Here is a 20,713-nt window from a genome sequence, read left to right as displayed (position 1 = left end):
GGCCAGAGCCGCGTGGATCAGTGCACTCCAGTTTTCCGTGGCACGTTCACGGCTCTCGGGCACCTTCAAACGCCCGCCAGCCCGCCGTCACATCGTCTGATACACTGGCCCCTCGCCGCCCTGCGGCACGGTCCAGGTGATGTTGCCGTTGGGGTCCTTGATGTCGCAGGTCTTGCAGTGGACGCAGTTCTGCGCGTTGATCTGGTAGCGCGGCGCGTCCGCGCCCTCCTCAATCCACTCGTAGACCGCCGCCGGGCAGTAGCGCTGGCTGAGGCCGGCATAGACATCGTGTTCGGAGGTCTTCTGCAGGCCCATGTCCTTGACGCGAAGATGAACCGGCTGGTCCTCCTCGTGATTGGTGTTGGACAGGAAGACGGACGAAGTCTTGTCGAAGGTGAGCACGCCGTCGGGCTTTGGATAGTCGATCCGCTTGTGCTTGGAAGCGGGTTCGGTGGACTCCGCGTCGGTCTTGCCGTGCGCCATCGTGCCGAAGAGCGAGAGGCCGAAGAGGGCGTTGGTCCACATGTCGAGGCCGCCCAGCGCCACGCCGAGCGCGGTGCCGAAGCGCGACCAGAGCGGCTTGACGTTGCGCACCGGCTTGAGGTCGTCGCCGATCGGCGAGGTGCGCCAGCCGTCCTCGTAGGCGCTGAGCCGATCCTGCGCTCGCCCCGCCTTGATCGCCTCGGCCGCGGCTTCCGCCGCCATCATTCCCGAGGTGATGGCGTTGTGGACGCCCTTGATGCGCGGCACGTTGACGAAGCCGGCCGAGCAACCGATGAGCGCGCCGCCGGGGAAGGCGAGGTTCGGAACCGATTGCCAGCCGCCCTCGGTGATCGCCCGCGCGCCATAGGCGATGCGCTTGCCGCCCTTCAATAGTTCGGCGATGTCGGCATGGGTCTTGAAGCGCTGGAACTCCTCGAAGGGCGAAAGATAGGGGTTCTTGTAATTCAGGTGGGTGACGAAGCCGACGTAAACCTGGTTGCCTTCGAGATGGTAGAGGAACGAGCCCCCACCCGTCGCCAGATCCAGCGGCCAGCCGAACGAATGCTGGATGAGGCCCGGCTGCGCCTTGGCCGGATCGATCTCCCAGAGTTCCTTGATGCCGAGACCGAACTTCTGCGGCTCGCGCCCGGTGGCGAGGCCGTATCGGTGGATCGCCTGCTTGGCGAGCGAGCCGCGCACGCCCTCGCCGAGGAAGACGTACTTGCCCATCAGCGCCATGCCGCGCTGGTGGTTCGGACCCGGCTCGCCGGAGCGCTCGATCCCCATGTCGCCGGTGGCGACGCCGATCACCGCGTCGTTGTCGTCGAAGAGGAGTTCGCTCGCGGCAAAGCCGGGATAGATCTCGACGCCGAGCGCCTCGGCCTGTTCCGCCAGCCATTTGGCGACGAGGCCGAGCGACACGACGAAGTTGCCGTGATTGCCCATGAGCTTGGGCATGAGCGCGTTGGGCAGGCGCAGCGAGCCCTGCGGCCCGTAGAAGTAGAAGCGGTCTTCCGTCACGGGCTGGCGGATTGGCGTCTCCTGCGAGCGCCACTCCGGCAGGAGGATGTCGAGCGAGGACGGGTCGAGCACGCAGCCCGACAGGATGTGCGCGCCGACCTCGGCGCCCTTTTCGAGCACGACGACGCCGAGATCGGGATCGAGCTGCTTGAGACGGATGGCCGCCGCCAGACCCGCCGGGCCGGCGCCGACGATCACCACGTCGAACTCCATCGACTCGCGTTCGGGCAGCGTCTCGCTCATGCTGGGGATCCTCTCGGGGTGCGCTCTCGCCAATTAGGAATGCTTCTAGACAAAAGGGAGGGCACCCGTCTTGCTCAAACCCGTCACGCCGCCGTCATCTCCAGCATTTGCTGCACGGTCGGCGACGGCGAGCCGTTAGCACAATCCTATGGAGATGGCGGGCAGGATGATGTACCGGCCCGCCGCGCCGGTTCTCCGCCGCCGCGCGATGGTCGGGGTCCCCTGTCGTTCGCATGGTCCGACAAGGAAGCCTGTCCGCTTCGTCCGGAAATGCTTTAGAAAGTGCCGATGACACTCAACGAGCGAGTCCCGACAGCTGGCGATGGACGGGCGGCCGACGCCGTCCTGTCGCTGCTGCGCTGGTACGAAGCCGCCGGCGTGTCGATGCCGGCCGGCAACGGCGTGCGCGACCGTTTCGCCGAAACCGCAGCGGAGGCCACGCGGCGACGGGGCACCACGGTCTCGCCCGCGCTCGACACGGCGGCCAGCGCCGGTCCAGCATCGGCGCCGAGCGCCAGCCGGCGCCCCTCGCCGAGCGCCGAGCCGCCGCTCGCCCCAACGATGCCGACCATCCTGCCGCTCGTTCCCGACGACGTGCTGGCGGCCGATGCCCGCGCCCGCGCCGCCACCGCGCAGTCGCTCATTGAGCTGCGCGCGATCCTCGCCGAGTTCACCGGCTGCGGCCTGAAGGCGACCGCCAAGACGCTCGTCTTCGGCAACGGCGCCGAAGACGCGCAACTGATGCTCGTGGGCGAGGCGCCGGGGCGCGAGGAGGATCTGGCGGGCGAGCCCTTCGTCGGGCGCTCCGGGCGACTTCTCAACCGGATGCTCGAGGCGATCGGGCTGGCACGCGACAGCGTGCGCGTGACCAACACCGTGCCGTGGCGCCCGCCGGGCAACCGCACGCCGACGCCGGCCGAGACCGAGATCTGCCTGCCCTTCACGCTGCGCCATATCGAGCTGGTGAAGCCGCGCGTCGTGATCTGCCTCGGCTCGCCCTCGACGAAGGCGCTGCTGCGCTCGGACGAGGGCATCATGCGGCTGCGCGGCCGCTGGACGACGCTGGACCTGCCGAACGGGACACAGCTTCCGGCGATGGCGATGCTGCATCCCGCCTATCTCCTGCGTCAGCCCGCCCAGAAACGCCTCGCCTGGCGCGATCTCCTGGCCCTGCGACAGCGGCTGGACGCGCCGGACTGAGGCGATGCGCGGGGCATGTCGGATTGGCGACATGTTGGGTCGCTAAGGAAAGCGCTGGCGCCGGCTCGTTCAGGTAAGCTCGGCGAGCCCACCGCAGACCGCATCGGAAGTCCCGTCCCATGAGCGCGCAGATCCTGCCCATCGTCTCGCTGCTGCTCTCGACCTTCTTCCTCATGGCGGGCGCCGGCCTGCAGGGCATCCTCCTGCCGGTGCGCGCCTCGATCGAGGGCTGGAGCCCCTACGAGATCGGTCTGATGGGCACGTCCTATGCGGTCGCCTTCACCCTCTCCTGCGTCGTCATGCCGACGATCGTGCGCTCGGCCGGGCACGTGCGGGCCTTCTCCTCGCTCGCCGCCCTCCTCGCCATCTCCGTGCTGCTGAACGGACTGGCGGTGCATCCTATCGCCTGGATCCTCGTCCGTGCCATCGCCGGCTTCGCGCTGGCGGGCAGCTACATGGTGATCGAGAGCTGGCTGAACGAGCGGGTCACCAACGAGACCCGCGGCATGGTGTTCTCGCTCTACATGGTGGTGACGATGGCCGCGATGATGACCGGGCAGTTCACCATGCCGATCGTACGGCCCGAACTTCCCGCAGCCTTCATGGTCTGCGCCATCTTCTACGCGCTGGCGGTGATCCCCAACGCGCTGTCGCGGGCGCAGAGCCCCAAGCCGCTGACGCAGGTGCGCCTCGACCTGCCGGCGATCTATCGCAACTCGCCCGCCGCGGTGGCGGGCGTCTTCCTCTCCGGCGTCCTGTCGGGCGCCTGGGGCAACATGGCGCCGGTGCTCGGCCAGCAGATCGGCCTCACCACCGCCGAGATCTCGACGCTTCTCGTCTCGACCATGGCCGGCGGCCTCGTCTTCCAGGTGCCGCTCGGGCGCATCTCCGACCGGATCGACCGGCGCGCCGTGATGATCCTCGCCGGCCTGATCGGGCTCGGCGCCGCGCTCGCGGCGCTGACGCTGTGGTCGACGAGCGTCCTCGGCCTCTTCGCGATCGCCTTCGTCATCGGCGGGGTGATCTATCCCGCCTATTCGCTGGCCGTCGCCCATGCCAACGACTACGCCAAGCCCGCCGACTTCGTGAAGATCTCCGGCGGGCTCCTCATCCTCTACGGTTTCGGCACCATGGGCGGGCCTATGCTGGCGGCGTGGCTGATGGGAGTCTACGGCCCCGACGGCATCTTCATCGCCACCGGTTTCGCCCATGCCGCGCTCGCCGCCTATGCCGGCTACCGGATGCTGTGCCGCTCGCCCGTGCCGCCGACCGAGCGCGACGCGTTCCGCTCGGTGCCGCTGGCGCGCACGCAGACGCCCGCCTCCTTCGCCCTCGACCCGCGCTCCGAGCCGACCGGTCTGCGCGAGGGGTCGCGCTAACGCCTGGACGTGGTCAGCCCTGAGGTGTCGCGACCCGGCGCGCCTTGCGGCGCTCGATCCCGAGCCGATGCTCGCGGAAGATGATGAAGACGCCGGCGCAGATGACGATCGCCGCGCCCGCGAGCGTCGTCCAGCTGGCGCTTTCGCCGAAGAGCAGAGCGCCGATGATCACCGCGAAGATCATCGAGGTGTACTCAAAGGGCGCGATCGTCGAGGCGTCGGCATAGCGATAGCAGGAGGTCAGCAGCAACTGCCCGACGCCGCCGCAAAGGCCCGCGAGAACGAGAAGCACCGCCTGTTGGGGCGTCGGCCAGACCCAGCCGAACAGGATGGAGACGAGCGCCACGAGGCTGGAGGTCAGCGAGAAGTAGACGACGATGGTCGGCGTCCGCTCGGTGCGCACCAGCCGGCGGATCTGGATCATCGCCACCGCCGCCACCGCCGCGCCGGCCAGCGCCGCCGCCATGCCGATCGCATGATCGGGCGCCATCGTCTCGGAGAAGAGGCTGAAGTTCGGGGCGGCGACGAGCACGATCCCGCACAAGCCGACCAGCACCGCACCCCAGCGGTAGGCGCGCACCGTCTCCTTGAGGAAGAGTGCCGCGAAGACGACGGTCAGCAGCGGCGAGGCGTAGGAGATGGCGATCCACTCGGGATAGGGCAGCTTCGTCAGCGCGAAGAAGCCAAGGCCCATCGAGGTGACGCCGATGACGCCGCGCAGGAAGTGCCCGCCCAGATCGTCGGTGCGGAACGCAGTGCGGACATCGCCGAGATAGATGAGATAGCCGATCACTGGAATGAGCGCGAAGAACGAGCGGAAGAACACCAGCTGCCCGGCGGGAAGCCCGTCGCCCACGCCCTTCAGCGTGGTCTGCATGCCCACGAACACCACCACGGAGACGACTTTCAGCCCGATCCCGAGCATCGGGTTGTGGGCTGGGCGGGCGGCGGAGGCGGTCATGGCGGATCTTCGGCGTTCAGGCTCCGGCGGCGGATCGGGGGGATTTCGCCGGGACAGGCCCGGCATAGACGGGCGCGCATCCAGCGTCGACCCCGAAGCAGGGGTCCCCAGGGCAACTTACGTTGCGTTGAACATGTCTCGTGATCGCACGGCGCGCAGCCTTCGCGGCGAGTTGGCAAGGCGGCGCATCGGGTCTATCCCGGCACGGCATGAAATGACCGGCCGGAGATCCACCCGAATGCTGCGCAGCGACGACGGACAGCCCATCCGCATCGAGGACTACCGCCCCACCGATTTCGTGCTGCACGAGGTCGAGATGACGGTGCGCCTGTTCGAGGGCCATGCCGACGTCGCCGCGAGCCTGACGCTGGAGCGACGCGTGGGAACCGCGCCGGCCGCGCCGCTCGTCCTGGATGGCGACGAGTTGAGCCTCGTCTCGCTCGCCCTCGACGGCAACGCGCTCGACGCATCGAGCTTCGACGCCTCGCCCGACCGGCTGGAGGTTCGCGATCTTCCGGCAACAGGGCGCTTCGATCTCGAGATCGCGACCCGGCTGGCGCCCGAGACCAACACCAAGCTGATGGGCCTCTACCGCTCGAACGGTATCTGGTGCACGCAGTGCGAGGCCGAGGGCTTCCGCCGCATCACCTACTTCCTCGACCGGCCGGACGTCCTCGCCACCTATCACGTGCGTCTCGAAGCCGACCGCGCCAGTGCGCCGGTGCTGCTCGCCAACGGCAACCCCACGGCGTCCGGCGATCTCGGCGAGGGCCGCCACTTCGCGGTCTGGCACGACCCGCATCCCAAGCCGTCCTACCTCTTCGCCCTCGTTGCCGGCGATCTCGACGTCCTGACCGACGACTTCACCACCGCCTCCGGCGCAGCCGTCGATCTGGCCATCTACACGGAGAAGGGTCTGGCATCGCGCGCAACCTACGCGATGGACGCGCTCAAGCGTTCGATGCGCTGGGACGAGACCCGCTTCGGCCGTGAATACGACCTCACGGTCTTCAACATCGTCGCCATCTCCGACTTCAACATGGGCGCGATGGAGAACAAGGGCCTCAACGTCTTCAACCATCGCTACGTGCTGCTCGACCCCGACACGGCGACGGACGCCGACTATGCCGGCGTCGAGACGGTGATCGCGCACGAGTATTTCCACAACTGGACGGGCAACCGCATCACCTGCCGCGACTGGTTCCAGCTCTGCCTGAAGGAAGGGCTGACCGTCTATCGCGACCAGGAGTTCTCGGCCGACGAGCGCTCGCGCGCGGTCAAGCGCATCGCCTCCGTGCATGGGCTGAAGGCGCAGCAGTTTCCCGAGGACCAGGGGCCGCTGCAGCACCCCGTGCGCCCCACCCGCTACCGCGAGATCAACAACTTCTATACGGCGACGGTCTACGAGAAGGGCGCCGAGCTCGTCCGCATGATCGCGACGATCCTCGGCGAGGCGCGCTTTCGCTCGGGCATGGACCTCTATTTCGCGCGTCACGACGGCGAGGCCGCGACGATCGAGGATTTTCTGCGCTGCTTCGAGGAGGCCGGCGACGCCGATCTCTCGCAGTTCGCCCTCTGGTATCACCAGGCGGGCACGCCGACCCTCACGGTCAGTGAGACCTATTCCGACCGGCGGCTGGTGCTGCGGCTGGACCAGGACCTGCAGCGCGGCGCCGCCGGCACCGGCACGGAACCGATGCACATTCCCGTGCGCTTCGGCCTCGTGGGGCGCGACGGCAAGGATTGGACGATCGCGCCCATGGCCGGCGGCGCCGAGATCGAGGGCGACGTGATCCATCTGACGACCCGCTCGGCCGAACTGGTGTTCGAGGGTCTCGGCGAGCGCCCGCTCGTCTCGGTCCTGCGCGGCTTTTCGGCGCCCGTCACGCTGCAGTTCGAGCAGTCGGACGAGGACCGGCTGGCGCTGGCGCGGCTCGACCCGGATGCCTTCAGCCGCTGGCGCGTGCTCACCGATCTCGTGGGCGAGCATCTGCGCGCCGGCGCGATGCGGGTGGCGGCGGGCGAGCCTCCCCGCTTCGAGCCCCGCATCGTCGAGGCACTGCTGGCCTGTGCGGCGGACGAGCGCCTCGAACCGGCATTGCGGGCGCAGATGATCGCCATCCCCGGCGAGGCGGAGATCGCGCGTCTGGTCGGCACCAATGTCGATCCGGAAGCCGTGCACACGGCCCGCGAGACGGCGCTGACCGCCCTCGCCGGCCAAGGCGCGTCACTGTTTGGACGCCTGCGCGAAACCCTCGCCGAGGACGGGCCCTTCAGTCCGGATGCCGCGAGCGTCGGTCGCCGCACGCTGCGCAACGCGCTTCTCCTGCCGCTTTCGATCGCGGCCGGCCGTGCGGAACTGGCGGCCAGCGCGTTTGCCGCCGCCGACAACATGACCGATCGCCTGACGGCGATCACCGTGCTGGCTCACCGGTTCCCCGACGATACCCGCACCGCGCAGGCGCTCGACGCCTTCTTCGAGCGCTATCGCTCCGATGCGCTCGTGCTTGACAAGTGGTTCACGCTGCAGGCGACCGCTCCTTTCCCCGGCGCGGTCGAGGCGGTGGAGCGCCTGACCGACCATCCGCAGTTCCATCTCGCCAATCCCAACCGCGCCCGTGCGCTCATCGGCGGTCTCGCCAGCGGCAACCAGCGCGCCTTCAACCGCGCCGACGGGGCCGGCTATCGCCTCGTCGCCAAGCTGCTGGCCTCGCTCGACGCCCTCAATCCGCAGACGTCGGCGCGGCTGGCAACGGCGTTCCGGTCGTGGCGCTCGTTCGAGCCCGGACGTCAGGCCCTCGCGCGCGATGCGCTGCTGACGCTGGCCGCGCGCGACGACCTCTCGCGCGATCTCGCCGACATCGTCGACCGGACGCTGGCGTGAGGCTGTTCAGAAACAATTAACCATCTTCGGCAAAAGTCGGGGAGAACCCTTGTGGATTGAGGGCAACAGCAAGATCTGGGGGTTGATCGTGACGGCGAAGATCCCGTCGCGACTCTGGACATCCGAGTCCCCCTCTGATTCATTGACCTGACGGTTGGGGCTTGCGGCGCCCGATCCGGAAGGCGGCGGTCGAGGGGTCGGATTTCATGGGTTTGAACGCTTCGAGCGTTCGGACAGAGGCGGATTCGTCCCTACTGTCCGGCTACGCGAAGACCCTGCTTCGGCCTCTGCGCCGGTTGCGGCTGCCCCCTCTCGGCGAGCGTGTCGAGACCTTCGAGCCGGCCCTGCGCACCGTCATTCCCTATCTCGTCGTCGGCTTTCTCATCATGCTGGCGCTGACGCGCGTCGTGGCGCTCCTCGAAGAGCGCGACAACATCGAGGACCGCGCCACGAACGAGCTTCGCATCGCGGCGAGCCTCCTGCGAGCAGAGGACGCCGCTCTCGACGACGGCACGGCCGACGGCAAGACCCGCGCCCATATCCTCATCACCAGCGCCCTGCCGCTCTTCCTCAAGAGCGAAGGTCTCGTCGCGCTCGTATCGGATCGCGACGGGCGGGTCATCGACACGACACCGGGCTTCGAGGCCCATCTTGGCCGCGATCTCGAAGCCATTCTCGACGGCAGTCAGCCGCTCGTCGTCTTCGGCGAGCGCGCCGGCGTGATGCCCGTCACGATGAACCAGCGCGGCGCGATCGCATCCGCGGCGCTGCTGAGCGGGCCGCTCGGCACCGTGGTTCTCGCGCGGGACGAAAACTCGCTCTACTCCGAATGGCGCCGCTCGGTCTCCTTCGACGTCACCCTGTTCAGCGTCACCGCGCTGGTGCTCCTCGCCATTCTCGTCGGCTATTTCCGGCAGGCGACCCGCGCCAGCACGTCCGACCGGATGCTCGCCGACCAGCACCAGCGCGTCGACACCGCCCTGTCGCGCGGGCGTTGCGGCCTGTGGGACTGGGATCTTTCCCGCGGTCGCATGTACTGGTCGCGCTCCATGTACGAGATCCTCGGCATGGCGCCGCGCGACGGCGTGCTGCCCTTCGCCGAGGTCGCCAAGCTGCTGCATCCCGACGACGGTTCGTTCTTCGAGTTCGCCCGCCAGATCGCCTCGGGCGACGTCGGCAATTTCGAGCGCTCCTTCCGCATGCGGCGGGTCGACGGGCAGTTCCTCTGGCTGCGCGCCCGCGCCGAGGTGGTCCGCAATCCCGACAACGAGATCCACCTGATCGGTGTCGCCGTCGACGTCAGCGAGAACCAGATCCTCGCCCGGATGACCGACGAGGCCAACACCCGCCTGCAGAACGCCATCGAGAACATTTCCGAGAGCTTCGTGCTCTGGGACGCGGAAGACCGGCTCGTCCTCTGCAATTCGAAATATCAGGAGGTCTTCGGCCTCACCGATGGCGACGTGCAGGCCGGCACACCGTTCGAGATGGTGCGTGCCCGCGCCCGCAAGCCGATCGAGGAGCGCAAGCTGACGAGCCCGAGCTTCGTGCTGGGCGAACGCGCGGCTGAGACCCTGCTCGCCGACGGGCGTTGGCTGCAGGTCTCGGAGCGGCGGATGGGCGACGGCAGCCACGTCTCGATCGGCACCGACGTGACGCAGCTCAAGGTCCACCAGGAGCGCCTCAGCGACAGCGAGCGGCGGCTGATGGCGACGATCAACGACCTGTCGGCGGCGCGTCGCGACGCCGAGGCCAAGGCGCGGCAGCTCGCGGAGTTGAACCGCAACTATCTCATCGAGAAGGACCGCGCCGAGAGCGCCAACCAGGCCAAGACCACCTTCCTCGCCAACATGAGCCACGAGCTGCGCACGCCGCTCAACGCCATCATCGGCTTCTCCGAGATCATGCACGAGGAAAGCTTCGGCCCGATCGGCAACGCGAAATACACCGAATACGCGGCCGACATCCACCAGAGCGGGCACTACCTCCTCAAGCTCATCAACGACATTCTCGACATGTCGAAGATCGAGGCCGGCCGCATGGCGATCGCCAGCGAATGCGTCGACCTGCCCTCGATCCTGGCGGAGTCGATGAAGATCGTCGAGGTTCAGGCCGCGGCGAAGAACCTCCATCTGTCGATCGAGACGCCGGCCTCGCTCCCCCTCCTCGGCGATCGGCGCGCCACGAAGCAGATCCTCCTCAATCTCATCGCCAATGCCGTGAAGTTCACCAACGCCAACGGCGAGGTCCGCATCCGCGCCCGCATGACCGACGGGGCCGCCGTGATCACCATCGTCGACGATGGCATCGGCATTCCCCGTTCGGCCCTCAAGAGCCTCGGACGGCCGTTCGAGCAGGTCGAGAACGAGCTGACACGCACCCACAAGGGCACCGGCCTCGGCCTCGCCATCGCGCGCTCGCTCATCGAACTGCAGGGCGGGCGCATGCGCATCGCCTCGCGCCCGGGCCGTGGCACGGCGATCTCCTTCACCCTACCGCCCTTCGAGAGCGAGGCCGTGCCGGCGGCGGAACTGCGCTACTCGCAGGCCGCCTGACGGGCCGATCTCACGCCGGAGGCTTGTGGTCTCCGACGCCCTCGAACGGCACGAGCGTCGAGAACGCTTCCCGCACGCTCCGCGCCATGTCCGCCAGCATCGGCTCGATACCGCCGGGGTCGGCGAGGTCCAGGGCGGTCGCGATACGCTCGGCGAGACCGGCCGGCAGATCGGCCACCGCGAAGGCCGTATCAGGCCCGAGCCGAAGCAGTTGCACGACGCGTGTGAAATCCGCCATCGCCGCCGGCAACATATCGGCGGTGGGTGCGTCAAGCCGCCGACGCAACTCGTTCAGCGTCTCCGCCGTCGGCTGGCCGATATGATCCATCGGAACGTGCCCGGCGAGAATGCTCCATTGCGCCAGGAATTCGAGATCGGTCAGGCCGCCGGGCAACCGCTTGAGGTCGAGCGGGCCGCGCGCGGGCTTCTGCACATCGAGACGCGCCCGCATGTCCGCGACGTCGAAGCGCAGCAGCGGATCGGCGGTATGGGCCGCGATGGCGTCGCGGATGGCGCCGGCGATCTCGGCGCGCAGGTCCGCGGCGCCGGCGATGGGGCGCGATCGCGTCAGCGCCATGCGCTCCCAGGTCCACGCCTCCGACTGATACTTGCGGAAGGCGTCGACATGCGTCGCCAGCGGGCCCTTGTTGCCGGAGGGCCGCAGACGGAAATCGACCTGATAGAGAACACCGTCCGCCATCGGGGCGGCAAGCGCCGCGATCAGCCGCTGGGTCAGGCGGGCATAGTAGGTGGAGACCGGCAGAGGGCGCTCGCCGTCCGAGGCTTCGGCGTCCGGTTCGTGGTCGTAGAGCAGCATGAGGTCGATGTCGGAGGTCGCGGTGAGTTCGCGCGAGCCGAGGCGTCCGAGACCGAGGACCGCAAGCCGCCCACCCGGCACCCGTCCATGAAGCCGGGCGAACTCCGCCTCGACCGCCGCGAGCACCGCCTCCAGAACGGTCTCGGCAAGGTCGGAGAAGGCAAGCCCCGCCGTCTCGCCCTCGACGGCGCCCGATAGGAGCCGCACGCCCGCAAGAAACCGCTGCTCGGAGGCGAAGACGCGAAGCCGCCCCAGGCGCTCCTCCAGATGCCGCGCATCGGCGAGGAAGGCCGCAAGGCGTCCGGCCACGAGATCGCGCGTCGGCAACTCGCTGTAGAAGGCGGGATCGAGCAGCGCGTCGAACACATGCGGGCGCCGCGCGATCGTTTCGGCAAGATTCGGCGCCGCCGTGATGACGAGCGCGAGGAGATCGAGCAAGCGCGGGTTCGAGGCGATGAGCGAGAAGAACTGGAGGCCGGACGGCAGACCATCCAGAAACCGGTCGAAGGCGGCGATGGCCTCGTCGGGCGTCGGGCCCTTCGAAAAGGCGACGAGGAGCGAAGGCAGGACCCGATCCAGATGCTCGCGCGCCGCCTCCGAGCGCGTGGCCCGGTAGCGCCCGGTGCCCCAGCGATGCACGATGCGCGCGACGTCGCCGGTCCGCGTGAAGCCGATCTCGGCGAGCCAGGCGAGCGCACCGGCATCGGCCTCGTCCGCCATCAGCGACAGGCTCTGCGGATGGGCCGGGGCGGCCCGGCCGGCGCGCTCGGCGAAGAGCGCCGAGAAGCGGGTTTCGACGAGATGGAGCCGCGCCAGCAAGGCTTCCGAAAACGTCGCGCCATCCGCGAAATTGCAGAGACGGGCGATGCGATCGATGTCGCCCGGAGCGGTCGGCAACGTATGGCTCTGTTCGTCGGCGACCATCTGAACCGCATGCTCTACGCGGCGCAGGAACCAGTAGGCCTCGGTCAGTTCGCTCGCCACGCCCGCGTCGATCCAGCCGCCCTCGGCCAACCGCCGCAGCGCCTCGTCGGTCCGACGCACGCGCAGTTCCGGCGTGCGCCCACCCGCGATGAGTTGCTGGGCCTGCGCAAAGAACTCGATCTCTCGAATGCCGCCGCGCCCGAGCTTGATGTTCTGCCCGGCGACGGCGATCCCCTCGAAGCCGCGATGCCGGTCGATCTTCGCCTTCATCGCCTGGATATCGCCGATGGCGACGAAGTCGAGATAGCGCCGCCAGACGAAAGGCGCGATGTCGCGCATGAAGCCGGCCGCCGCCACCCGGTCTCCGGCGATGGGCCGCGCCTTGATCATCGCGGCCCGTTCCCAGTCGCGCCCCGAGCTCTCGTAATAGACGAGCGCGGTCGGCACGGGGATGGCCAGCGGCATCGCCGACGGATCGGGCCGCAGACGCAGATCGGTGCGGAAGACGTAGCCGTCGCGCGTGCGCTCGCCGATCATCTTCACCAGCCGCTTCGCCAGCCGCGAGTAGAGGTCGACGCTCTCCATCGGATCGACGATCGCCTCGGCCGCCGGCTCGAAAAGGACGATCAGATCGATGTCGCTGGAATAGTTCAGCTCGCCGCCGCCGAGCTTGCCCATGCCGAGGATGAACAGGCCGGTGCCGCGCTCGGGATCTTCGGGATCGGGCAGGCGCAGGCTGCCGCGCCGGTGCAGGTCGAGAAGCGCGAAGCGCAGCGCGCGCCCCACCCCGGCCTCGGCCAGCACGGAGAGATCGGCCGTGGTGCGAGCGGGGTCCGCCGCGCCGAGAAGGTCGCGCAGCGCGATGGCGAGCGACGCCTCTTCCTTCAGTTGCCGCAGTTCGGTCATGACGGAGGCTTCCGTCTCGTCCGCGCCGACCGGTCTGCGGAGCGACGACACGATCTCCGCGATACGCTCGGCAGCTCCGGTGAGATGCAGGCGATCGAGCCATTCGGGATGACGGAGCGCCAGCCCTGCCAGATGCGGGCTCAGCGACAGCGCGGCTCCGAGGCGGACAACTTCGGCATTGCCGGCGCGCAGCAGACCAGCCAATGGCTTGAGTTCCGCCGCCTCCGCCTGCCCGGCGATTTCGGCGATGAGGCCAGACGCCTGTGCTCCGTCCAGCGGGTGGATCGCGGTCGTGCCGCCGATCCCCAGGACTGCCGCGTGGTCATCCGTCATCGCCCCGGCTCCGTGCTTCCGCCGGAAATGCCAGCGTCACGCGAAGACCTGGGCTCGCATCGTCCAAGGTCAACGACCCGCCATGGATGCCGGCAATGGCCTGGACGAGCGACAGGCCGAGGCCGGACCCCGGCTTGGAACGGCTCTGGTCCAGGCGGTAGAAGCGTTCGAGCACCCGCTCGCGCCGGTCGCCGGGAACGCCCGAGCCATTGTCGGCGACCGAGAGCAGGCACCGTCCCTCCGACATGGCGAGACGGATCGAGACCTCCAGCGGACGCTCCGGCACGGTCCCGTACTTCAGCGCGTTGTCGATGAGATTGGACAGGGCCTGCGCGATCAGTTCGCGGCTGACCGCGGCGACGACCGGACCCGGCGTCTCGACAGTGATCGTGCCGCCGGCATCCTCGGCGGAGGGCTCGTAGAGCTCCGCGACGCCCGCCACGATCTCGGCCACGTCCACCTCGGTCTTCAAGGCGGGATGTGAGCCGGCCTCGACGCGGCTGATCATGAGAAGCGCGTCGAAGGTGCGGATCATGCCGTCCGCCTCCGCCATGATGCTTTCGAGCGCCTGCCTGGGGTCGCCGCCCGGCCCGCTCTCGCCGAGCGCCGCCTCGATCCGGTTGCGAAGGCGCGTCAACGGGGTCTTGAGGTCGTGGGCGATGTTGTCGGAAACCTGCCGCAAGCCCTCCTGCAGAAGGGAAATGCGCGCCAGCAGTCCGTTGAGGTTGGCGGAGAGGCGATCGAACTCGTCGCCCGCACCCGACACCGGCAGGCGTTCGTCGAGGTCGCCGCCCATGATCCGCGCCGTCGCCAGCGACATGCGATCGAGCCGATGAAGCGCCGTCCGGCCGACGAGGAACCAGGCCAGAAGTGCCCCGACACTCATCAGCCCCAGCGCCAGGATCAGCGCATTGCGCACCACCAGCCGAATGCGGTCCTGATCGGTCTGGTCGCGGCCGACGAGGATGCGCATCCCGTTCGGCAGCTTCACCACCTCGGCGACGGCGAGATGATAGCGGTCGGCCTCGCTCTCGGTGAAGCGTGCGTAGCGGAACGGCCGCGCGGTGAAGCCGGCCTCGTCGAGCACGCCGGCCTCGAGGCTCTCGACATTGCCGGCGAGAATCCGCCCGGTCGCGTCGGTGACGAGGTAGAGCGAGGCGCCGGGCTGGCGTGAGCGCCGGTCGATCGAGCGGACCAGCCCGGCGATGCCGGTGGCGCCGTAGAGCCGATCGAGTTCCGAAATCTCCTCGGCGATCGTCTCCTGATTCTGCGTCTGCAGGATCGAGGATGCCGTGCCCGTCACGTAGACGAGGAGAATGACGGCGAAAAGTGCGAACAGGCCGAGATAGACGGCCGACAGCCGCACGGCGGTCACGCGCATCAGGTCGCGCAGGCGCGTCATGTACGGCAAGTTATGTCAGTCACTGGGTCGCATGATGTAGCCCGATCCGCGCACCGTATGTAGCAGCGGCTCGCCGACATCGCGCTCGATCTTCGAGCGCAGGCGTGAGACATGGACGTCGATGACGTTGGTCTGCGGGTCGAAATGATAGTCCCAGACGTTCTCGAGCAACATCGTCCGCGTGACCACCTGCCCGGCATGCTTCATCAGGTATTCGAGCAGGCGAAACTCTCGCGGCTGCAGCACGATCGTCTTGCCGCCGCGCTTGACCTCGTGCGACAGGCGGTCGAGTTCGAGATCGGCAACGCGATAGACCGTCTCGATCTCCTTGCCGCCGCGCCGACGCCCGAGGATCTCGATCCGAGCGAGCAGCTCGGAGAAGGCATAGGGCTTGGCGAGATAATCGTCGCCACCCGCTCGCAGGCCGGTGACGCGGTCGTCCACCTGCCCGAGCGCGGAGAGGATCAGTGCGGGCGTCGAATTGCCCTTCTCGCGAAGGCCCGAGATGACCGACAGGCCATCGCGCTGGGGCAGCATGCGATCGACCACCAGCACATCGTAGGCCTGCGTATCGGCCAGGTGAAAGCCGCTTTCGCCATCGGCCGCATGGTCGGGCACATGGCCGGACTCCCGCAGGGCCTTGACGAGGTAGGATGCAGCTTCGCGGTCGTCTTCGATGATGAGAATGCGCATGGGATCCGATGTAGGGGAAACTGCGGTCATCGTCATCGGGGTCTTCCGTTTGCGTGATCTCGGCGACGGGACGGATCGGGTCCGCCGCGTCGCGAATGGCCGACCGGGAGGGGCGCTGGACTGCGCCCCTTCCGGTCGAGGATATCAGCTGCCAGAGATCGGCAGGGCAACGAAGCGGTTCTGCTCGCCGTTTCGAAGCTGGAACAGCGCGGCCTTGCGGCCCGATGTCGTGGCGCTCTTGATCGCGGCCTCGACGTCACGCTGCGTCTTCACGCTCGCGCCGTTCACCGCGACGATCGTGTCGCCGGCCGAGACGCCGCGGGTGGCGGCCTCGGAGTCGGGGTCGACATCGGTCACCACCACGCCGTTGCCATCGTCCGAGGGCGTCAGCGTCAGGCCGTAGCCGCTCAGCGCCGAGGGGTTCACCGGCACGTTCGGCGAACCACCGCCGGCGTTCGACGCTTCGTCGAGCGAGGCGAGATTGCCGAGTTCGACCTTGACGTCCTTGGCTGCGTTGTTGCGCCAGAGCGTCACGTCGATCGTCGTGTTCGGCCGGTACTCGGCCACCTTACGCGCCAGCTCGCGCGGTCCGTTGACCGTCTCGCCGTTGATCGCGGTGATCACGTCGCCCGTCTGGATGCCCGCCTTGGTGGCCGGGGTGTCGGTGTCGGGCAGCGTGACAATGGCGCCCTTCTCGTTGGCGAGGCCGATCGCCTCGGCGATGTCCTTCGTCACCGGGGCGATCTGCACGCCGAGCCAGCCGCGCTGCACGTTTCCGTTGTCGCGCAGCGACTGGATCACCGTCTTGGCGGTGGAAGCGGGAATGGCGAAGGCGATGCCGACATTGCCGCCCGAGGGCGAGAAGATCGCCGTATTGATGCCGATGACCTGACCTTCGAGGTTGAAGGCGGGGCCGCCGGAATTGCCGCGGTTCACCGCCGCGTCGATCTGGAGGAAGTCGTCATAGGGGCCGGCGCCGATGTCGCGGCCGCGGGCCGAAACGATGCCGGCCGTCACGGAGCCGCCGAGACCGAACGGGTTGCCGACCGCCACCACCCAGTCGCCGACGCGAACCTTCGAATCGTCGGCGAGTTCGACGAACGTGAACTTGTGGTTCTGAGCATCGACCTTGAGCAGCGCCAGATCGGTGCGCGCATCGGTTCCGATCAGCTTGGCCGTGTATTCCGTGCCATCGTCCATCACCACCGTGTATTCGGTGCCGCCCTCGACCACGTGGTTGTTGGTGACGAGGTAGCCATCGTCGGAGATGAAGAAGCCCGAGCCCTGCGCCATGCCCTCGCGCGGCTTGCGGCGCGGCTCGGCGCGCTGGCCCGGAGCGCCCGGCATGTTCGGGTTGCCGAACTCGAAGAACCGGCGCAGCGGATGACCTTCCGGCAGGTTCTCGAACGGCGAGGCCTGATCGTCGGGGCCGGCCGCAGTCTGGCGCACGGCTTCCTTGACCCGCACCGACACGACGGCGGGCGAGACCTTCTCGACGACGTCGCCGAAGCCGATATTCTGTGCCGGAGGTGCCACCTGCACGGCCTGCGCGAAGCTCGGCACGACATTCGTCATGACACCGCCGGAGAAGGCGAGACCGGCGACGCCGGCTGCGAGGACGGCGGCCGAGAGGCGACGCGTGGTCTTGGTGTTCGTATCGTGGCTCATCGGAGTGTCCTCGTTCTCGTGAAGGGTGAGGCGAAAGCGGGGACGCCGCTGCCATCCATGAGAACGAAGCTAAGGGTTCGAAGGTTACGGCAAGTTTTCAGGCGAATGAAAGCTTCGTAAGGTGGGAGCCCGGCTAGCGACCCGATCCGAGCACGCGTTCGAGCGCCTGCTCCTCCTCGCCGCTGAGGGCCGCCACGTCCGGCCGCTGGCGACGCCTTGCCTTCACCAGCGCGAAACCCGCGCCCAGTGCGAGCAGCGCCACCGGAGTTCCCCAGAGCGCCAGCGTCTGCCACTCGAAGCGCGGCCGCAACAGCACGAACTGACCATATCGCGACACGAGGTAGTCGAGAACCCCGGCGTCGCTATCGCCCGCCGTCAGGCGCTGGCGCACGAGCACGCGCAGATCCTTGGCCAGCGGCGCATCGGAATCGTCGATCGACTGGTTCTGGCAGACCATGCAGCGCAACCCCGCCGAGAGCGCTCGGGCACGGGCCTCCAGCGCCGGATCCGCGAGAACCTCGTCCGGCTGCACCGCGAAGGCGGGTGCGACGGCGACCGGGCTGGCGACCAGCGCCAGCGCCATGGCGAGGACCCTGAGCCGGCATGCGATCACGACCGGGCCTCCGCCGGGCCTCGGACAGGTGCGGCACCCGCGCGACGGCGGGCGGGCGCCCCGACCCGCAGGCGACGGTCGGTCAGCGAGGCGAGACCGCCGAGCGCCATCGCCACCGCGCCGAGCCAGATCAGCGTCACCAACGGCTTCGTCCAGATCCGCACCACGGTCGCCCCGCCATTGGCGGCGGCATCGCCGAGCGCGATATAGACCTGGCTGAACCATCGCGTGTGGATGCCCGCCTCCGTCGTCGGCATCTGCCGCACCGGGTAGAAGCGCTTGGCGCTTTCCATCTCGGTCGCCGCCACGCCGTCGCGCAACAGCGTGAAGTGCCCGACCTCCTCGCGGTAGTTCGGCCCCGCGCGCGGCGCCAGCCCGTCGAAGCGCACGACGTAGCCGCCGGCCTCGACGGTATCGCCGGCCGTCATCGTGGTGATCGTCTCGGTGTTGAACGCACCCACCGACATGATGCCGAGCAGCGTGACCCCAACGCCGAAATGGGCGAGCGCAGTGCCGAAGGCCGAGCGCGGCAGCCCCGCCAGCCGGCGCAGCGCGACATGTGGCTTGGCTTTCGGCAGTCCGGCGCGGCCCGCCAAATCCACGAGGCTGCCGACCATCACCCAGATGGCGAGGCCAAACCCAAGTGCGGCCAGGATCTGCGAGCCCCGCGTCACGGCCAGTACCACGACGATGCCTGTCATCGCCGCGCCGATCGCGACATAGAGGCGCTGTGCCGCCGCCAGGAGATCGCCGCGCTTCCAGGCCAGCAGCGGCCCGAAGGGCATGGCAAAGAGAAGCGGCAGCATCAGCGGCCCGAAGGTCAGGTTGAAGAAGGGCGCACCGACCGAAATCTTCGTGCCCGTCACGACCTCGAGGGCGAGCGGGTAGAGCGTGCCCGTCAGCACAGTCGCGGCGGCCGTGGTGAGAAACAGGTTGTTGAAGACGAGCGCGCCCTCGCGCGAGATCGGCGCGAAAAGCCCGCCGCCTTCGAGATCGCCGGCGCGCAGCGCAAAGAGCGCCAGCGAACCGCCGATGAAGACGCAAAGAATGCCGAGAATGAACACCCCGCGCTCCGGGTCCACCGCGAAGGCATGGACCGAGGTCAGAACGCCGGAACGCACGAGGAAGGTGCCGAGCAGCGAGAAGGAGAAGGTCAGGATGGCCAGAAGAACGGTCCAGATCTTCAACGCCGAGCGCTTTTCCATCACCACGGCAGAATGAAGCAGCGCCGTGCCCGACAGCCAGGGCATGAAGGAGGCGTTCTCGACGGGATCCCAGAACCACCAGCCGCCCCAGCCGAGTTCGTAATAGGCCCAGTAGGATCCCATCGCGATGCCCGCCGTCAGGAACAGCCAGGCGACGAGCGTCCACGGCCGCACCCAGCGCGCCCAGGCTGCGTCGATCCGCCCGTCGATGAGCGCGGCGACCGCGAAGGAGAAGGCGATCGAGAAGCCGACATAGCCGAGATAGAGCATCGGCGGATGGATCGCGAGGCCGATGTCCTGCAGCACCGGATTGAGGTCCTGCCCCTCGAACGGCGCGGGAACGACGCGCGTGAACGGGTTCGAGGTCATCAGCACGAAGAGGAGGAAGGCCGTCAGGATCCAGGCCTGCACCGACAGGACATTGGCCTTGAGGCTGGCCGGCAGGTCGCTGCCGAACAGCGCCACGAGCGCGCCGAACAGCGCCAGGATCAGCACCCAGAGGAGCATCGACCCCTCGTGGTTCCCCCAGACGCCGGTGACCTTATAGAGCATCGGCTTGAGGGAATGGGAGTTCTCAACGACGTTCAGCACCGAGAAGTCGGACGTCACGTAGGCCGCCGTCAGCGCTCCGAAGGCCAGCGCCATCAGCGCCAGCAGCGCGACCGACGTGATGCTGCCCGTTTCCATCAGTCTGGTATCGCCAATCCGCGCGCCGAGAAGCGGCAGCACGGACTGGACGATGGCAAGGCCCAGGGCCAGGACGAGCGCGAAATGCCCGAGTTCGACGATCACATGCCTGCTCCCGCGGCGGTCGGCGCCGGCCCCGCGCCGCTCGCCACGATCGCGCCGTCCTTCCAGAGGCCGCGCGCCTTCAGGTCGTCGACGACCTCCTTCGGCATGTAGGTCTCGTCGTGCTTGGCCAGCACCGTATCGGCGAGGAAGACGCGATCGATGCCGATCGTGCCTTCGGCGACGACGCCCTGCCCTTCGCGGAAGAGATCGGGCAGGAGCCCGGTGAAGGAGACGGGAACGCTCGTCACCGTGTCCGTCACCCGGAACGTCACGGTCTGGCCGGCGGCCCGATCGACGGAACCGCCCTCGACGATGCCGCCGAGCCGAATGCGCTGGCCGGTCGCGGGAACCTGCGCAGCGAGATCGGTCGGCGAGTTGAAGTAGGCGACGCTGCCCGACAGCGCCGTCAGCACGAGCCCGGCCGCGGTGCCGATCACCGCGAGAATGCCGAAGATGCCGGCCAGTCGCTTATGCTTGCGTGTCATGGCGCCGTGCCGCCTCCGGTCTCGGGCAGGCCGAGGCTGCGCGCCAGGGCTTCCAGTTCCATACCTTCGGCCGATCCCGCCGGAAAGACCGCCCTCGCATCGCGAAGGGCCGCGGCGGCGCGCGCGGGGTCCTTCAGCACGGTGTAGGAG

Annotated in this window: 13 protein-coding genes; 4 read left to right on the top strand and 9 right to left on the bottom strand. The window is 68.3% G+C overall.

Features of this window, described 5'->3' with window-relative positions:
• Positions 1-87: 87 nt before the first annotated feature.
• Positions 88-1,746: an electron transfer flavoprotein-ubiquinone oxidoreductase gene (locus AUL33_RS18560; RefSeq protein WP_062211845.1), complete on the bottom strand. Its 1,659-nt coding sequence runs from the start codon at positions 1,744-1,746 to the stop codon at positions 88-90.
• A 288-nt stretch (positions 1,747-2,034) separates the two neighbouring features.
• On the opposite strand from AUL33_RS18560, the gene AUL33_RS18555 reads away from it, so the two are divergent.
• Together AUL33_RS18555 and AUL33_RS18550 are read left to right on the top strand one after the other, a co-directional pair.
• Positions 2,035-2,946 (top strand): uracil-DNA glycosylase family protein, encoded by a 912-nt coding sequence (locus AUL33_RS18555; RefSeq protein WP_082652728.1) that lies wholly within the window; start codon positions 2,035-2,037, stop codon positions 2,944-2,946.
• A 119-nt stretch (positions 2,947-3,065) separates the two neighbouring features.
• Positions 3,066-4,325, top strand: coding sequence for an MFS transporter (locus tag AUL33_RS18550; RefSeq protein ID WP_062211842.1), 1,260 nt, complete (start codon positions 3,066-3,068; stop codon positions 4,323-4,325).
• A gap of 13 nt (positions 4,326-4,338) precedes the next feature.
• Here AUL33_RS18550 and AUL33_RS18545 read toward each other — a convergent pair whose 3' ends face one another.
• Positions 4,339-5,286 (bottom strand): DMT family transporter, encoded by a 948-nt coding sequence (locus AUL33_RS18545; protein WP_062211839.1) that lies wholly within the window; start codon positions 5,284-5,286, stop codon positions 4,339-4,341.
• 241 nt (positions 5,287-5,527) lie between these two features.
• Here AUL33_RS18545 and pepN point away from each other — a divergent pair, with 241 nt between their 5' ends.
• A complete protein-coding gene (gene pepN / locus AUL33_RS18540; RefSeq protein ID WP_082652729.1) occupies positions 5,528-8,170 on the top strand; it encodes an aminopeptidase N in 2,643 nt (880 codons plus the stop codon).
• A 296-nt stretch (positions 8,171-8,466) separates the two neighbouring features.
• Entirely contained in the window at positions 8,467-10,725 is a 2,259-nt protein-coding gene (locus tag AUL33_RS18535) for a PAS domain-containing sensor histidine kinase (RefSeq protein ID WP_244492345.1), read from the top strand.
• Positions 10,726-10,735: 10 nt separating this feature from the next.
• Here the strand turns inward: AUL33_RS18535 and AUL33_RS18530 are convergent, their stop codons facing one another.
• The 7 genes from AUL33_RS18530 to ccmE form a co-directional block, all read right to left on the bottom strand.
• The gene (locus AUL33_RS18530) at positions 10,736-13,705 is read right to left on the bottom strand and encodes a bifunctional [glutamine synthetase] adenylyltransferase/[glutamine synthetase]-adenylyl-L-tyrosine phosphorylase (RefSeq protein WP_062211833.1); all 2,970 of its coding nucleotides are present in this window, start codon (positions 13,703-13,705) and stop codon (positions 10,736-10,738) included.
• Positions 13,695-15,107 carry an ATP-binding protein gene (locus AUL33_RS18525; protein WP_062211830.1) on the bottom strand — a complete coding sequence of 471 codons (1,413 nt, stop codon included), beginning with the start codon at positions 15,105-15,107 and terminating at the stop codon, positions 13,695-13,697. Before AUL33_RS18525 ends, AUL33_RS18530 begins: the two co-directional genes overlap by 11 nt.
• Positions 15,108-15,122: 15 nt before the next feature.
• Positions 15,123-15,836, bottom strand: a complete 714-nt coding sequence (locus AUL33_RS18520) for a response regulator transcription factor (protein ID WP_280137835.1) — start codon at positions 15,834-15,836, stop codon at positions 15,123-15,125.
• Between the two features lie 108 nt (positions 15,837-15,944).
• Complete coding sequence (locus AUL33_RS18515) at positions 15,945-17,468, bottom strand: Do family serine endopeptidase (RefSeq protein WP_062211824.1); 1,524 nt, start codon at positions 17,466-17,468, stop codon at positions 15,945-15,947.
• A 133-nt stretch (positions 17,469-17,601) separates the two neighbouring features.
• Positions 17,602-18,051, bottom strand: a complete 450-nt coding sequence (locus AUL33_RS18510; RefSeq protein WP_062211821.1) for a cytochrome c-type biogenesis protein — start codon at positions 18,049-18,051, stop codon at positions 17,602-17,604.
• Between the two features lie 26 nt (positions 18,052-18,077).
• On the bottom strand, positions 18,078-20,078 hold the full coding sequence (locus AUL33_RS18505) for a heme lyase CcmF/NrfE family subunit (RefSeq protein WP_062211818.1): 2,001 nt from the start codon (positions 20,076-20,078) through the stop codon (positions 18,078-18,080).
• Positions 20,075-20,563 (bottom strand): cytochrome c maturation protein CcmE, encoded by a 489-nt coding sequence (gene ccmE / locus AUL33_RS18500; protein WP_062211815.1) that lies wholly within the window; start codon positions 20,561-20,563, stop codon positions 20,075-20,077. Before ccmE ends, AUL33_RS18505 begins: the two co-directional genes overlap by 4 nt.
• Positions 20,564-20,713: the final 150 nt, after the last annotated feature.

Origin of the sequence: Aureimonas sp. AU12 (genome assembly GCF_001463705.1) — a bacterium.
Classification (GTDB): Bacteria; Pseudomonadota; Alphaproteobacteria; order Rhizobiales; family Rhizobiaceae; genus Aureimonas.
This window is presented reverse-complemented; position numbering and strand designations above follow the sequence as displayed.

What these genes read in the sequence shown, in the direction of transcription:
- AUL33_RS18560 (WP_062211845.1), bottom strand. Translation starts at nt 1,746, where the DNA reads ATGAGCGAGACGCTGCCCGAACGCGAGTCGATGGAGTTCGACGTGGTG.
- AUL33_RS18555 (WP_082652728.1), top strand. Translation starts at nt 2,035, where the DNA reads ATGACACTCAACGAGCGAGTCCCGACAGCTGGCGATGGACGGGCGGCC.
- AUL33_RS18550 (WP_062211842.1), top strand. Translation starts at nt 3,066, where the DNA reads ATGAGCGCGCAGATCCTGCCCATCGTCTCGCTGCTGCTCTCGACCTTC.
- AUL33_RS18545 (WP_062211839.1), bottom strand. Translation starts at nt 5,286, where the DNA reads ATGACCGCCTCCGCCGCCCGCCCAGCCCACAACCCGATGCTCGGGATC.
- AUL33_RS18530 (WP_062211833.1), bottom strand. Translation starts at nt 13,705, where the DNA reads ATGACGGATGACCACGCGGCAGTCCTGGGGATCGGCGGCACGACCGCG.
- AUL33_RS18525 (WP_062211830.1), bottom strand. Translation starts at nt 15,107, where the DNA reads ATGACGCGCCTGCGCGACCTGATGCGCGTGACCGCCGTGCGGCTGTCG.
- AUL33_RS18520 (WP_280137835.1), bottom strand. Translation starts at nt 15,836, where the DNA reads ATGACGATGACCGCAGTTTCCCCTACATCGGATCCCATGCGCATTCTC.
- AUL33_RS18515 (WP_062211824.1), bottom strand. Translation starts at nt 17,468, where the DNA reads ATGAGCCACGATACGAACACCAAGACCACGCGTCGCCTCTCGGCCGCC.
- AUL33_RS18510 (WP_062211821.1), bottom strand. Translation starts at nt 18,051, where the DNA reads ATGGCGCTGGCGCTGGTCGCCAGCCCGGTCGCCGTCGCACCCGCCTTC.
- ccmE (WP_062211815.1), bottom strand. Translation starts at nt 20,563, where the DNA reads ATGACACGCAAGCATAAGCGACTGGCCGGCATCTTCGGCATTCTCGCG.